The organism is Rhizobium laguerreae, from assembly GCF_002008165.1.
GTDB classification, from domain to species: Bacteria; Pseudomonadota; Alphaproteobacteria; order Rhizobiales; family Rhizobiaceae; genus Rhizobium; species Rhizobium laguerreae.
On record NZ_MRDM01000029.1, the window covers coordinates 182,171 to 195,358 of the forward strand.

General features: G+C 62.1%; 13 protein-coding genes. 2 read left to right on the forward strand and 11 right to left on the reverse strand.

Annotated elements, in window-relative coordinates; genetic code table 11:
• The first annotated feature begins 230 nt into the window (after nt 1–230).
• The gene (locus tag BS630_RS28180) at nt 231–863 is read left to right on the forward strand and encodes a hypothetical protein (protein ID WP_077980018.1); all 633 of its coding nucleotides are present in this window, start codon (nt 231–233) and stop codon (nt 861–863) included.
• A 160-nt stretch (nt 864–1,023) separates the two neighbouring features.
• Here BS630_RS28180 and BS630_RS28185 read toward each other — a convergent pair whose 3' ends face one another.
• From BS630_RS28185 to BS630_RS28235, 11 genes are read right to left on the reverse strand one after another with little or no spacing between them, the layout of a single operon-like run.
• Nucleotides 1,024–1,899, reverse strand: a complete 876-nt coding sequence (locus BS630_RS28185; RefSeq protein ID WP_077980019.1) for an FHA domain-containing protein — start codon at nt 1,897–1,899, stop codon at nt 1,024–1,026.
• Nucleotides 1,900–1,901: 2 nt separating this feature from the next.
• Entirely contained in the window at nt 1,902–2,807 is a 906-nt protein-coding gene (locus BS630_RS28190; RefSeq protein ID WP_077980020.1) for a type II secretion system F family protein, read from the reverse strand.
• Complete coding sequence (locus BS630_RS28195) at nt 2,804–3,667, reverse strand: type II secretion system F family protein (protein WP_077980021.1); 864 nt, start codon at nt 3,665–3,667, stop codon at nt 2,804–2,806. Before BS630_RS28195 ends, BS630_RS28190 begins: the two co-directional genes overlap by 4 nt.
• Nucleotides 3,668–3,677: 10 nt before the next feature.
• Complete coding sequence (locus tag BS630_RS28200) at nt 3,678–5,576, reverse strand: TadA family conjugal transfer-associated ATPase (protein ID WP_003548183.1); 1,899 nt, start codon at nt 5,574–5,576, stop codon at nt 3,678–3,680.
• A gap of 20 nt (nt 5,577–5,596) precedes the next feature.
• Nucleotides 5,597–6,553 carry a Flp pilus assembly protein CpaB gene (cpaB, locus tag BS630_RS28205; RefSeq protein ID WP_077980022.1) on the reverse strand — a complete coding sequence of 319 codons (957 nt, stop codon included), beginning with the start codon at nt 6,551–6,553 and terminating at the stop codon, nt 5,597–5,599.
• A complete protein-coding gene (locus tag BS630_RS28210) occupies nt 6,550–7,476 on the reverse strand; it encodes a hypothetical protein (RefSeq protein ID WP_077980023.1) in 927 nt (308 codons plus the stop codon). Before BS630_RS28210 ends, cpaB begins: the two co-directional genes overlap by 4 nt.
• 1 nt (nt 7,477) lies before the next feature.
• Entirely contained in the window at nt 7,478–8,158 is a 681-nt protein-coding gene (locus BS630_RS28215) for a TadE/TadG family type IV pilus assembly protein (protein ID WP_077980024.1), read from the reverse strand.
• A complete protein-coding gene (locus BS630_RS28220; protein ID WP_077980025.1) occupies nt 8,130–9,770 on the reverse strand; it encodes a TadE/TadG family type IV pilus assembly protein in 1,641 nt (546 codons plus the stop codon). The genes BS630_RS28215 and BS630_RS28220 overlap by 29 nt, the downstream gene beginning before the upstream one ends.
• Complete coding sequence (locus BS630_RS28225; protein ID WP_025397620.1) at nt 9,767–10,564, reverse strand: TadE/TadG family type IV pilus assembly protein; 798 nt, start codon at nt 10,562–10,564, stop codon at nt 9,767–9,769. Before BS630_RS28225 ends, BS630_RS28220 begins: the two co-directional genes overlap by 4 nt.
• Nucleotides 10,565–10,569: 5 nt before the next feature.
• A complete protein-coding gene (locus BS630_RS28230; RefSeq protein ID WP_077980026.1) occupies nt 10,570–11,133 on the reverse strand; it encodes an A24 family peptidase in 564 nt (187 codons plus the stop codon).
• 13 nt (nt 11,134–11,146) lie between these two features.
• Complete coding sequence (locus BS630_RS28235) at nt 11,147–11,350, reverse strand: hypothetical protein (RefSeq protein ID WP_003548168.1); 204 nt, start codon at nt 11,348–11,350, stop codon at nt 11,147–11,149.
• Between the two features lie 468 nt (nt 11,351–11,818).
• Here BS630_RS28235 and BS630_RS28245 point away from each other — a divergent pair, with 468 nt between their 5' ends.
• Nucleotides 11,819–13,132, forward strand: a complete 1,314-nt coding sequence (locus tag BS630_RS28245; RefSeq protein WP_245289859.1) for a TadA family conjugal transfer-associated ATPase — start codon at nt 11,819–11,821, stop codon at nt 13,130–13,132.
• The last annotated feature ends 56 nt before the right edge of the window (nt 13,133–13,188 follow it).

Sequence of the window (13,188 nt, forward strand, 5' to 3'; positions counted from 1 at the left end):
GCCCAACCAGCCGCCAATGATCAGCCCCAAGGTGCTCAGCAAGGTTGTTATCGTCTTGCGCAGTCTGGTCATTTATTAAACCTAGACACGGTAATGGCCAGGTTCAATGTCCGCAACGGACCTAAAGCAGGTGATGGCCCTGAGCACCTTCAGGCCAGCACCACGGTTGATCGAAGACAGGATACAGGGTCACGGCTTGATCTCCGTGACGTGCAGAGAGAGATTATTGGATGCGATTGAAGCCCCCGCTACGGCTCGCGGCCTGCCGCGCATTCCTGGACGGCATCCAAAGCAAAGCCTTTGTCGTCATCCTGGCACTTCTTACGACCAATTGGCCTCTTTCCATGGGCGTTTCCGCCTTTGTAACGACCGCATTCGCCGAGTCTGACCGGGGCCAGACATTGCCGCCGCTTCCCGGCATCATCGCGACCGACAGCCTAACGATAGCAACAGCCGAACGACCGGCCAGCGGGCTCTGGATTACGTGTTCAGAAGGACGGCAAATCAGGCTCGCGTTGAATACGCGCCTGCCTATCGAGGAGGAATTCGCACGCAATGGAACTCGTCCCGAGGAGCGAACACACCTCATCATTCTCGCTGAAAACATACGAACGGTACAGGCCATCAAACACGCGCCCCACATGCTCTTCCGGCAGGCGACGTGGCGTCGCGATGGCGAAAACGACGTCGTGTTGACGCCGCCGTTATCGGTTGAAGAGGCTAGCCTGCTATCCCAGGCATTTTTGCCCGCACCCCCCGCTGTCGTAAGAATAGACATCGCGGAAACCGGGACGGAAATGCGCGGTACTGCTGATGGTCGAGCAATCGCCGAGTTCACCAGACGCTGCCTCGAAAGCCCGTGATCTCCTTCTTCGACAGTCTAAACACACGGTCGGCTCCGACTTTGAGATAAAGGTCATCGCCAGTGTCCCGGCAACTCCTTGACATCGCCACCGGCTCGCGCGGCCACGATGATGAACAAGCACATCAGTATGCCAGCGAGCAGCGCTCCAAGACCGGCAATCAGCGCCGCGCCGGCGGCTTCACCGCGGCCCGCCGCTGCAGCGCGAAGCGCGCGGCCGAGCAGTTGACGTCGGGAACGAGATCGTAGGTCTGCTGGTAGAGGGTCTGCGCCAGCGTATTGTTGCCGCGGTTTTCCGAGGCAAGGGCTGCGAGCGCCGTGCGTTTGTAGGCCTCGACGATCGGTTCGGCTGCCTTGGCCAGCGCGGCGTCGTCTGACGGCTCGGCTGCCAGCGAAAGGGCGGCATAGGTTGCGTCGCCATCCCTGCCGACACGGCCGCCGACGGCGCCGTTGAAGCTGGCCTCCGAAACCTGACGCATGCGCCGGGCGTTCTTGATGCATGTCGGAATGCGGGCGGCTTCCGCATTGATGCGTTCTGCCGTCGGGCCACCCTCCGCGCTGCCGCTGTCGGAGAGGATCACGTAGCCGATGATGCCGACGATGGCGAGATAGGCGACACCCATGCCGGCGAGGAAGGCCGGCTGCTTAAGCAGCGACTTCTTCGGCTTGTCGTCACCTGCCTTGGATGCCTCCTTCTTCGGCGCCTCCTTGGCAGCAGCTTTGACGACGAATTGGAATTCAACGTCCTTGCCGAGACGGAAGCTGTCGCCGGCTTTCAGCGAGGCCGTCTGCAACAGCGCTTCGCCGCGCAGCATGATCGGGTTCAGCCCCATGCGGCGAATGATGAAGCCGCCATCGCTCTGCCGCTCGATGCGCGCATGGATCGGCGCCAAGAACGGATCGTCGACGACGATATCGGCGTTAGAAGCCCGGCCGATCGACATTTCGGGCCGGTCGAGCACATGGCTGCGGCTCTGGCCGCCGGGACCGGTCTGCAGAAGGCTAGGCTTGTTTCCGCGAAAGAAGGAAAAGACCATGATCAGAACATCCCACTCGACATCATCTCGACAATTGCAGGCGCCAGCACCAGAAGCAGGATCGATACGACAATCATCATCGCCGGCATGACGATCTTGGCTTTCAGCTTTTCACTGGCCCTGTCGGCCTTTTCCCAGCGGCGGAAGCGCAGGTCGCGCGCATGTTCGCGCAACAGTTCGACGCGGTTGCTGCCCTCGACTTCGCCCTGGATCACGGCGCGGATGACGCGGATGACTTCCTCGGCGGTCATGCGCCGCTCCAGGCGCTGCAGCGCCTCGATCATGCCGGTTCCGAGCGCCACGTCCTTCAGCGTCTGTTCGATCTCCTCGCTCATGACTGTGCCGGGTGCGGCTTCGGCATAAAGCCTCAGGCTTTCCGGCAGCGTCGCCTGCGCCTGCTGCGTCATGACGACGAGATCGAGAAAGTAGGGAAATTCCCGCGAGATTCGTTCCTTGCGGTCCTGCGCCTTGTCGTCGGCGACAACCCAGAAATAGATCGCGGGGATCAGGCCGAGGATCAGCCCGGCCACGAGCCCGCCGATGACGCTGCCGCTGGCGATGCCGAACAGCAGGCCGAGCAGGACGAAACCGAAAAGGCTCAAAACAACGAGCAGCGCGATATATTCCCGCCCCGTGACGCCGCCGAAAGGCCGGCCGCCATAGATCAGCTTCTGCTCGAGCTGCGCGCCGTAGTCGGCCAGCAGCGGCTCGAAATGCGTCAGCACGAATTCGACCGGCGTGCGCATGCCGATGCTGTCGACGATATTCGGCGGCGGACCATCGCCGCCCGCGGTCCGGCGCACCACCTGAATGCTGCCGAGCATATCGCCGATCCACCAGACGAACAGCGCAGCCGTGATGCCGGCAAAGACGATGGTGATCGCGGCGAGGGGTATCTGAGACATCATACCGACACCTTCATCATCGAGCGCATCCAGAAGAAACCGGTCGCATAGAGAATGGCGCCGACGATCGCGATGACGATGCCGATGGCGTTGCCGAACACCTTGTCGATCAGTTCCGGCTGGCCGAAGAAGATCATCAGCATCATGAACAGCGCGCCGCCATTGACGACGCGGAAGTTCATGCGCGCCTGCGACGACGAGGTGGTGATCTTCTGATCGAGCTTCCAGATTTCCTTGAAGGATTTCGACATTTCCGTCAGCGGCTCGGAGATGTCGCCGCCCTGGCGGGCAAAGAGACCGAGGGCTGCGTCAACCATCTTGAAATGCAGGCTCGGCACGTTGCGGCCGTGGCGGTCGAGCGCCTCGACCAGGCCGATGCCGAGCTTCTGTTCGCGGGCAATGCGCTCGAATTCGCGCGAGGCGGGCATCTGGCCGGTATCGGCCACCGCATTGACGGCGATGGCGAGCGGCTTACCGGTGCGCACCGCCGAGACGATCTGGTCGACGGCATAGGGCAGCTGCGATTCGATCTGCAGCCAGCGGCGCTGCAGATAATAACGGATCACGCCCTTGGGCAAGAAGATGGCGACCGGGATTGCGATGACGAAGCCGAAGATCGGCCCGAAGATCAGCGAAATCACGATGAAGACGACGATCGCCGTGATGCCGTAGGCGAGGATCATCGTATAGGGCGGAACGGCATCGCGCCCGAAGACCTGCGCCGCCTCGCTGGCGAGCGCGATGTCACGCTCGGTGGCGCGCAGCAGCGGCGCCGGCCAGCGCACCGGCGCGCCCCAGACGAGCAGCCCCGCCGTTATTGCGCCGAGGGCGACCGTAAAAATCTGCAGAATGCTGATATTCATCGCTTTGCCCTCAGACGAACATGTCCAGTTTTTCGATTTCGCCGTCGTCGTTGAACTCGACGAGCTCGGCGACGAAGCTCGGCAGGTAGCCGGTAAAAGCATGCACGGCCTGGCCGCCGGCGCGGCCGACGAGATTGAAGATCGGCTCGACGATGATGAGGCCGGTATCCGGATCGATGCCGATCACCTCCGATATTTCGGTGACGGCGCGCCGCCCGTTCGCCAAGCGGTTCAACTGCACGACGAGCTCGACGGCGGCAACGATCTGCTGGCGGATCGCCATGACAGGCAGCGAGCTCTGCCCCTGCAGCACCATCACCTCAAGGCGGGTCATCATGTCCTGCGGCGTGTTGGCATGCGCCGTCGTCATCGAGCCGGCATGGCCGGTGTTCATCGCCTGCAGCATGTCGATCGCTTCGGCGCCGCGGCACTCGCCGACGATGATGCGGTCGGGACGCATGCGCAGCGCGTTGCGCACAAGGTCGCGGATGGTGACGCTGGTCTCGGACTCCGCCGTCTTCGGCCGCGATTGCAGGTAGACGACATGAATGCCGTCGAGCTGCAGTTCCGACGTGTCCTCGACGGCAACGACGCGCTCACCAACCGGGATGAATTGCGACAGGCTGTTCAGGAGCGTCGTCTTTCCGGAGCCCGTCCCGCCTGAGACAACGATGTTCTTGCGCGAGCGGACGGCCGCCTCGAGGAAGGCGCGCATCGGCTCGCTCAGCGCACCGGCGGTCACTAGCTTGCTGATGTCGAGCCGCGACTTGCCGCCGAACTTGCGGATGGTCAGGCAGGCGCCCTTGACTGCCAGCGGCGGAATGACGGCGTTGACACGCGAACCATCCGGCATGCGGAAGTCGGCCATCGCCTCGCTCTCGTTGATCGAGCGGTTGGAATCGACGGCGATGCGCTCGATCACCTTCATCAGCTGCCGCTCGTTGGCGAAGGCGAAGGGATAACGCTCCAGCAGACCGAATTTTTCGACATAGATCTCGTCGTAGCGCGTCACCATGATTTCCGAGATGACGTCGAGATCCATCAGCTCGGAGATCGTCCCCCAGCGATACATCAGCTCCTCGATGCTGGAGCGCAGGTGCATATGGGCGATTTCATAGCGGTCGCCGGCGTTGAAAAGGGCTTGCCGGGACTGGAAGGCGGCGCTGAACCGGGTATCGAGCTGGGCGAAGTCGGAGCGGGTGGATTCGAAGTTCAGCTTGAGCTGCAAGGCCGATATCAGCGCCTTGCCGACGTCGAACAAGCGGCGATTGTCCTGCTCCTCGCGCGACAGGCTTGCGGCATTCGACGAGGCGTCGCGCCGCCCCGTGCGGGCAATGCGTTTGGCCAGCCACCGATAGACGGCGTTCTTGATGACGAGGATGACGAGATCCTGCGGTGCAGCGTCGAGCGCCTCCTTGATGAACATGTCGAGGCGCTCGCGGATTCGGTTTCGCGTGTCCTCGCGGCCGAAATCGGCGGATTTCACCAGCCGGTCATATTGCGTGTCCTTCAGCAGGCGCTCGTGGATTTCCATCTGCAGCGCGAGCACGCGTTCCTGATCGGGAAACTGCGTGACCGCTTCGGCGGCCGCGGCCGGCTCGACGAGCTCGATCGTGACGTTCGGCACCCAGATCGACATGCCGGCCGAGACCGCAACCGGCGTGCCGGCCCGAAGCGGCTGATCGTCGACGCGCGTCGGGTTGCGGCCATGATGCTGCACCGACCAGCCCTGGCCCGACTTCCGCAGCACGAATTGCGGTGAAGAGACGTGGCTGCCGCGCAGGCGCACGACGCCCGCGCCGGCAGGCAGCGTCAGCGTGCTGCTTTCGCCGACGAAATAGGTCTCGTTCGCCGAGAGCGGGATCACCTCCCGACCGCTGCCGTCCTCATAGGAAATCTTCAACAGCATGGCTCATTCCCCCGCGGCGGTCACATGCGCGTCCAGTTGATGCTCGGCAGGTCCTCGACGGTATTGTCGGCCGGATTGCGCAGCACGAGGTTCAGGCTGCCGTTCGACTGGCCCATGGCAAAAATCAGCATTTCAGCTTCCGACGGCGTCACTTCGACGGTCACATTGTTGTAGGTGCTGTTGGCCTTGGTGACCGCACCCTCCGCCGTCGTCGCCGCGCCGACGGCCAGAACCTTGACATTCTGCAGGAAGGTGCGGGTGACGACGCGGGTGCGCGAGCTTATGCCGAGTTTATAATCCTGCGCCTGTTTGCGGTAGGCGTTGACGTCGTTCTCGTCTGCGCCGGGATATTGGGTGAGGTAGTTCTTCAGCATCTGCTCGACGGGCGACTGCGGCTGGGCTGGAGCCTGCGGCTGTCCTGCTGTGGCCGGCGCCTGACCAGGGACGGCAGGCTGGCCTGGCACGGCAGCGGGCTGGCCAGGGGCCCCCGGTTGGGCCGCTGCGGCCGGCGCCACGGGCTCGACCGGTTCGTCGACCGTGCCGATGATATCGACATAGCTGCCTGGCTCGACGAAATGGCCGACGGCCGCGGCTGCGTTGACGGGAAGGGTCAGCGCCCGCTTACCCGGCGCGATCATCGTCGTAAGGCGTCCGCCGTCGGTATCGTCGAAATACTGGAAGAGCAGCACGGAGCCGGCCGGAATATCGGCGGCAGCCGTCCTGTCCTTCAGCCATTCCTGATAGGCGCTGGCGGCAGGCACCGCGAGTTTGGCGAGCGCCCCGAAGCTTTCCGGCAGCATCACCGGCTCGGCAAGCATGTCGGGCGTGATCGCCTGTCCTCGCGTGACCTTCCTGTCGGGCTGGAGCCGCATGAAGGCATAGGCCGTCTGCTCGTTCTTGACGCTCTCGGTCCAGAAGTAGAGCAGAACGCCGGTGATTAGCCCGACGATGACAGCCGCGATGAGCTTCCAATTCATGGTGTTATTCCCCCTACGAAGGGTTGCCTGATTTGAATGACCTCGACGGTTCGGCCGTCGGTTTTGCTGCGAGTGTAAAGAACATTGGCCTCGACGCTGCCGCGCCGGCCATAAAGCGCGGTGACCCCGCCGCGCTGCGCTGGCGGCGTCTCGATGGTGAAGCCGTCGCGGGCAAGCAGATCGGCGCGCTGATCGGACCAGCGCACGGCCGACAGCGTACCTTTCGACACGACCGTGCGTGACGTGTGGCCCTTGTCGCGATCGCCGATATCGCTCAGCACCTCGACACCGGCCGGCGGACGCAGCGACTGCGGCAGCTTGGTGACATCGGCAGGTGCTGCAAAGGCCGGCAGCGTCGAGGCAACATCGTCGAAGCGGCTCATCAGCACCTCGGTCATCGGCGCATCGGCCGGCCTGCGGATCATGATCGTGACGCCCGGGATGGGCGCTCTCGCCGAAGAATTTGAAGGGTCCTGCCGTCTGAGATAATCGAGGGCAGCCTCGCCGTCGCCGTCGAAGAATCGCACCACCACGGCGAGATCGTCGCGGATGCGGCTCGTCTTCGGGACGATCAGCATGTTGGCGGCAATGACGGCGGTCAGTTCTTCCTTGTCGTTGCTTTTCGGCAGGGCGGGCCTTGTATTGACGGCCAGTACCCGCAGCCACTCGTCGGTGATATCGGAAATGCTGCGATCGCTCTGATAGGGCGTGAATTCAAGCGGTTGGCCGTTGATGACGAGATCGCGCGGCGCCCGCTCCGGCGCGCCGAGGATGCCGGCCAGCATCGAATTCAGCGTCACCCTCAAATCCTTATAGATCTCGGCGCGAACAGGTGTCGCCATGGCGGCGGCAAGCCCGATGACAAGCACCAAACCGGTGTGATAGCCGGCGAGACGAAAGGAGATGCGCGAGCCCTGTCTCATCTTATTTCGCTCCCGGAAAGACGCCGTCGAACAGATCGCCGGAATCGTCGGCCACGCCACGGATTTCCCGGCGCAGGGTCGGATCGTAGCCTCGGCGCGTGGTATCGTTGTTGTGGGAGGCAAACAGTGTCGAGTCATCCACCGTGAACGCGTCCTTCCAGCGAAGGCTCCTGATCGTATCGAGATCGTCGGAATCCCTGAACTTGTAGACCCGGTCGGCCGTCGCGGTGACGAGCTGCGGCTTCTCATTGGCGAGGTCGCCGACCATGTCGCCGAAATCGCGGCCGTCGCTCTTCCAGGTCTTCTGTACGTCGTCCCAGACAAAGGTGCGCTGCGGGTCGCCGCCGCCTTCATGCGATGGTGTGCGTGAGCAGCTCATGGCGTCGCGTCCGGGCAGTGCCGGCAAGGCCGGTATCGGGAAGACGTTCGAGAAATCCGACGTACAGGACAGGCCGTTCGCCTCGGCGAAGGCGGCGTTGCGCATTGCAACCATGGTTCCGACCTTCTTGGTGGAAATCTTGTTCGCATGAATGACGAAAATCACGATCAGCAAGATAACAGGCGCGGCGAGCACGAATTCGATCGAGGCGAGACCGCGCCTGTCGCGGTGCAGCCGCATCAGCAGCCCGCGGCCCGGAGGACCATCCATAGGCTCAGTGTGTGTTGATGGCAGCCCAGGCATTGGTTCCTCCCTGATCGAAGACGCGGGTCAGGCCGGTAAAACTATCGGCCGCCGGGCTCTGCTTGATGGTGTTGGAAACTTGGCCGATATCGTCGGCGAGTGTCGCGGGGGCAAGCGATGCCAGCCAGTCCTGGGTGTAGAGGTCGAAGGCCGTGTAGTTGTGGACCCAGCTCTGCGCCAAGGCGTAGGCGGACGGTGTCTTGTCCTTGAAGATGCGGATCTGCAGCCTGGCGCGCGGGGCGCGGGAAACGATGGCTAGCGTCTGGTAGTCGTCGAGCTGCTCGCCGCCGAAGGGCGTGAAGTTAAACGGTATGCGTCCTTTCAGCCAGTAAGGCTTCGGGAAGGAGATGACAGGCAGGGGAGCACCCGCCACGGAAATCGCGCCACCGGCTGGGCCGCAGACCTGATTCCAGATCATGTCGAACTTGCGGGTGAAATCGTTCTCGTCTTTTGTCTGCTTGTCGGAATAGCGCGGCGGTACGTCGATCGGCAGCTGGAAGGGGTTCACGATGCCGAACTCGATGCCGAAGAGTTCCTCGGCGATATAGAAGCTGCCATCGAGCAGCAATTCCTGCCACCAGCTGAGATCGCCAAATTGCTCGATGATTGCCTTGAACGGGACCTTGCTCAGATAGGCCGGGCCGAAGGCTTCATAAAAGATGTAGAAGTCCACTAAAGCATCGTCGATGCCGCTCTCGTGATTGACCCAGTCGCGGATATGGCTGCCGTCGACGCCGCCCGCGGTCAACGGGCCCTTGCCATTGGGGAAGCCACGTTTGGCAAACTCGCCGCGCATGAGGAGCGGATCCTGCCCTTGCGTGCCCTTGCTCATCGCCAGGCACATTTCAGCATAGGCCGCAGCGGGATTGATGCCGTCGCGATCGACCGGCAGGTTGCCGCCGGCGCCCTCTCCGGCGTCGTTGCAGGATTCGCACGGCGGGTGGAAGACGACATGATCCGACTTGTTCAGGCGCACCAGATGCAGGGCTTCGTTGCCCACGCGCTGAGGAAAGCTCTCGACGAGGTAGTCGTTGAGGTCGTTCATGGCGTCGATAATGTCGCTGGACTTTTCGATAAGGCCCCATGGATCATAATCGAGCTGTGCTTTTACCGTATATGCAAGCGCCTTGGTGGCTCCTATCGCGCGGACCCCCTGGAATGCCAGGCAAGCACCGTAGATGATGCCACCGACGATCGGGACCTTTTGCCAGCCCGGGCAATAGGGCATCGGAGGCATCGGCGGCAAAAGGGATGCCGGCCCGAAGCCTTCAGTAAAAGAATATTGGGCGAGTTTTGCCAGAATGGCGGTAGAGCGCAGGGCAAGCTCCGCCGTCGTCAGCTGGAAGGCGACTGACGTCGCCATGACGACGGTTGCCTGCGAGGAGGCGACGTTGTTCATCGCCATAATGTTGAGATAGCGGGCTTCCCAGTCGGCGTGGACGAGAGCAGCAGCGTCGGCTGTGTCTTGCGTGCGCTGCTTGTCGTAGATCATCTGTCCCGTATTCAGGATCCAGACGATCATCAGGGCGAGCGCGATCGTCATGTAGAGAATGATCGGTGACAGGAAGCCGCGTTCGTCGCGGTGCAGGCGCTTGATGAGGGTCAGTGTCATAGCAGGTTCACCTCCGCCGTAGAGATCGTGTAGTAGCGGCCGTCCTTCCTCTGGCCGCGGGCAAAGACCCAGCCGGCATATTCGAGCAGCAGGAAGCGCGCTTCCACCTTGGCGGTGACCGGCACATGCGGCGAGCGGTTGATGGCGGCATAGATCGCCATCGGCGCGCGGTCGACGGTCACGGTGACGTTCTGCGGGTCGAACATATAACGGGCCTGGTTGCGCATCGCGCGCCAGTTCTTCGACAGGCCCGAGGCATCGGCAAGGCTTTTCAGCGCATCTTCCGGCGGCTGGCAGGCACCGACGCATTTCAGCTGGTCGTAGGGTGCGGCCGGGATCAGCGCCAGGCGGGCGGCAAGATCGGCCTTGCCGGCGGCAGCATCGTCGTCGCACGTCCTGGCGTCGATCAAGCTCCGGATGGTGATCGGCAGGGCCGGACAGAAATAGACACGGGCGCTGCGCGCCGCCGCATAGGCGGCATAGTGGGTGAAGAGGTGGTTCTTGGCCAGGATGGTGAACTGGAAGACCACGAACATGAAGAAGACGAAGACGGGTGTCACGAGAACGAAATCCATCATCGTCGTGCTGCCGGAGATGTCGCCGTGCAGCTCCGATATCCGGCGCCGGCGGGCGGAAAGCCGCGGCAGCAGCAGCAGCGAGGCAAGCAGCATCATGGCGATCGCAAAGGTACCGAGGAGCGCGCCGTGATCCTGAGGGACCCAGAAGGTCCGCGAGTGCAGGATCGAACTCCAGAAGGCACCGTCGAAGATGGGGCGTTCGAGTTCAGCGCGCATTGCCGTTACCTCACGAGTGAAAGAGGGGTGAAATCGGGCATGAAAAGGCACCAGAGAAGTCCGAGAGCAGCGGCAACGCCGAAGCGGACCGTGTGTTGGGTTTCGCGCGGCTTCAGCACCGAAGCGGCATCGCGGAAACCGGCAGGCAGGAGAAGCGCAAACAGCCCGACCGTTCGGGCCAGCACGCTCCACTGAACGCGCCGCGCCATGGAGAAAACGGCGATCACGCCACCGGCCATCAGCGAGGCAAGTGTGACGTCGATGGCGGGCCAGAGGCCGAGAATGGCGCCGAGCGCCGCCATCAGCTTGACGTCGCCGCCGCCGCAGCTTCCGGCTGCGAAGGCGATGATGAAGATCAGGCCGGCTGCAAGGAGGCCTGCGAAGGCAAGCCCTATTCCTGCGAGACCGCCGCCGATTGCCGCCAACATGAACCCGCCAAGCAGGCAGGGGTAGGTGACGGCGTTCGGGATATGACCGTGGCGATGGTCGAGCACCGCCGCGGTCATGGTGCAGGCGACGGCAAGAGCCGCCGCCGCAGGCATCAGGGTCAGATCATAGGTCGTATCCATGATCCCGATCCGCTTATTGACCCGGCTCAGGAATTCTCTCGGCATCCGAGAGCGCCGTGTTCTTTTCGTTGAACCATTCGCCGATCTGTTTGCCGAAGGCGAGCAGGATCAGCATCAGCGGAATGACGATCAGGGCGACCGCCAGGACGATCTGGGCCATGTCGCCGCGTTCGTCCTTGTGAAGTGCAATTGCGAGAGTCTTGAGTTTACCAAACATGTGATTACTCCTCATTCTCAGGTTTGTTTCGGTTCGAAGCCGTGGTGAAGATGAACCAAGCATACGCCATCGATCCGAACGAGCATGTTGCTCGATCCAATGATTTTTTCTGCTTCAGCTTATCTTCCCCGGCGGCCAACGTTTGTTGAGCAACACCATTAAGACCCAAGAGTGCGCCCAAGGCCAGCCCTCCGTCAAGCAAACGAAACGAAGGGTTCCAATTGTCTTGGAGGCATCGCCGGAAAAATCGCAGTTGACGACGGATTCTCTTAACTAAGCTTTTGAACAGGCTGCAGTTTTACATGCGAAGAGGAAGTTTTTGATGGTTCTTCGCGGCTTCGTCTACTGCTCCATAATTGGTCAATTCTTTCAAAGCGATAGAAGAAACGGCGTACTGCGATCAGAATCACTGCCTGCGCGACGCCCGACCATGGTGTTGTTTGATGATCTGGATTAAGCTTTCCCAAAATGGTGGGTACCGCCCGCCAGTCGATCCGGAGAGAAAACGATGGAAACGATGAGCAGCATCTTAATACTTGCATTGGTCCTCATTCCATTGATGATGTTCTTTCCCACCGCGGTTCAGATGATGGCGACACTGTTCGGCATGAGCACGGTCCTGGTCGGGATGCCGCTCTGATGAAAGCCGTTTCCGACGACGCTGCCGAACAGGCAACCTTCCAGGTCCTGACCCGGGCGCTGGACAAGCTGCTCGGGCCGATCCGTTTTCTCCTCGATGATCCGAGCGTGTCCGAAATCCTGATCAACGGCACATCCGACATCTTCGTCGAAAGGCGAGGCAAGCTCGAACGCGCCGATACGCGCTTCGCCAGCCGCGAAGACCTGGAATCGGCCGCGCGCAGCATCGCGCAGTTCTCAGGCAAGCGGCTGACGCCGGAGGAGCCGAGCGTCGAGGCGCGTTTGCCGGATGGTTCGCGCGTGCAGATGATCCAGCCGCCCGCCTCCCGCACCGGGCTTTGCATCTCCATTCGCCGCTTTCTGAAAGAACATCGCAGCATCCGCGATCTCGTCACCCAGGGCAGCCTGACCGACCAGTCGCTGACGCTGCTGCAGGCGGCCGTCGGGCTGCAGAAAAACGTGATCATCTCCGGCGGCACCGGCACCGGCAAGACGACGATGCTGAACGCGCTGTCGGAAGCCTTTGCCGACCACGAGCGCATCATCGTCATCGAGGACACGTCGGAACTGCAGATCCGCAAGGAACACGTCGTCTATCTCGAAGTGACCAAGCCCGACCGTTTCGGCCGCGGCGGCGCCAGCATCCGCGACCTCTTCCGCTCGTCGCTGCGCATGCGGCCGGACCGGGTCATCGTCGGCGAGTGCCGCGGCGGCGAGGCGCTCGATATGATCCAGGCGATGACATCAGGCCACAGCGGCAGCCTTTCGACGGTACATGCGAACACGCCCTATGACTCCCTGCACCGGCTGGAAACGCTGGCGCTGATGTCTGATATCGACATGCCGCTTCGGCCGCTGCGCGCCCAGATCGCCTCGGCGGTCGACGTCGTCGTGCAGATCGCCCGCTTCAAGCGCACCGGAAGGCGCCGGGTGATCGAGATCTCCGAGATCAAGGGCCTGAACAATGACGGCCAGTATATCGTCGAAAGCATCTACAAGCTCGAGGGCGACGGACATTCCAATCCCGATGGCGCGCTGCTGTGGACCGGTGTCGTGCCGAGCTTCGCCGCCGATGCGGTGGAAGAGCTGCAAGGCGCCGAGCGCCCCGAATGGGTCGGCGCCGCCGCGCTGCATACAGCCTAAAAACAATCGAAATTCTGTTCTACATTATATAGTTAGAGCACGATGTCATCCGAAAA

What these genes read in the sequence shown, in the direction of transcription:
- BS630_RS28180 (WP_077980018.1), top strand. Translation starts at nt 231, where the DNA reads ATGCGATTGAAGCCCCCGCTACGGCTCGCGGCCTGCCGCGCATTCCTG.
- BS630_RS28185 (WP_077980019.1), bottom strand. Translation starts at nt 1,899, where the DNA reads ATGGTCTTTTCCTTCTTTCGCGGAAACAAGCCTAGCCTTCTGCAGACC.
- BS630_RS28190 (WP_077980020.1), bottom strand. Translation starts at nt 2,807, where the DNA reads ATGATGTCTCAGATACCCCTCGCCGCGATCACCATCGTCTTTGCCGGC.
- BS630_RS28195 (WP_077980021.1), bottom strand. Translation starts at nt 3,667, where the DNA reads ATGAATATCAGCATTCTGCAGATTTTTACGGTCGCCCTCGGCGCAATA.
- BS630_RS28200 (WP_003548183.1), bottom strand. Translation starts at nt 5,576, where the DNA reads ATGCTGTTGAAGATTTCCTATGAGGACGGCAGCGGTCGGGAGGTGATC.
- cpaB (WP_077980022.1), bottom strand. Translation starts at nt 6,553, where the DNA reads ATGAATTGGAAGCTCATCGCGGCTGTCATCGTCGGGCTAATCACCGGC.
- BS630_RS28210 (WP_077980023.1), bottom strand. Translation starts at nt 7,476, where the DNA reads ATGAGACAGGGCTCGCGCATCTCCTTTCGTCTCGCCGGCTATCACACC.
- BS630_RS28215 (WP_077980024.1), bottom strand. Translation starts at nt 8,158, where the DNA reads ATGCCTGGGCTGCCATCAACACACACTGAGCCTATGGATGGTCCTCCG.
- BS630_RS28220 (WP_077980025.1), bottom strand. Translation starts at nt 9,770, where the DNA reads ATGACACTGACCCTCATCAAGCGCCTGCACCGCGACGAACGCGGCTTC.
- BS630_RS28225 (WP_025397620.1), bottom strand. Translation starts at nt 10,564, where the DNA reads ATGCGCGCTGAACTCGAACGCCCCATCTTCGACGGTGCCTTCTGGAGT.
- BS630_RS28230 (WP_077980026.1), bottom strand. Translation starts at nt 11,133, where the DNA reads ATGGATACGACCTATGATCTGACCCTGATGCCTGCGGCGGCGGCTCTT.
- BS630_RS28235 (WP_003548168.1), bottom strand. Translation starts at nt 11,350, where the DNA reads ATGTTTGGTAAACTCAAGACTCTCGCAATTGCACTTCACAAGGACGAA.
- BS630_RS28245 (WP_245289859.1), top strand. Translation starts at nt 11,819, where the DNA reads ATGGTGGGTACCGCCCGCCAGTCGATCCGGAGAGAAAACGATGGAAAC.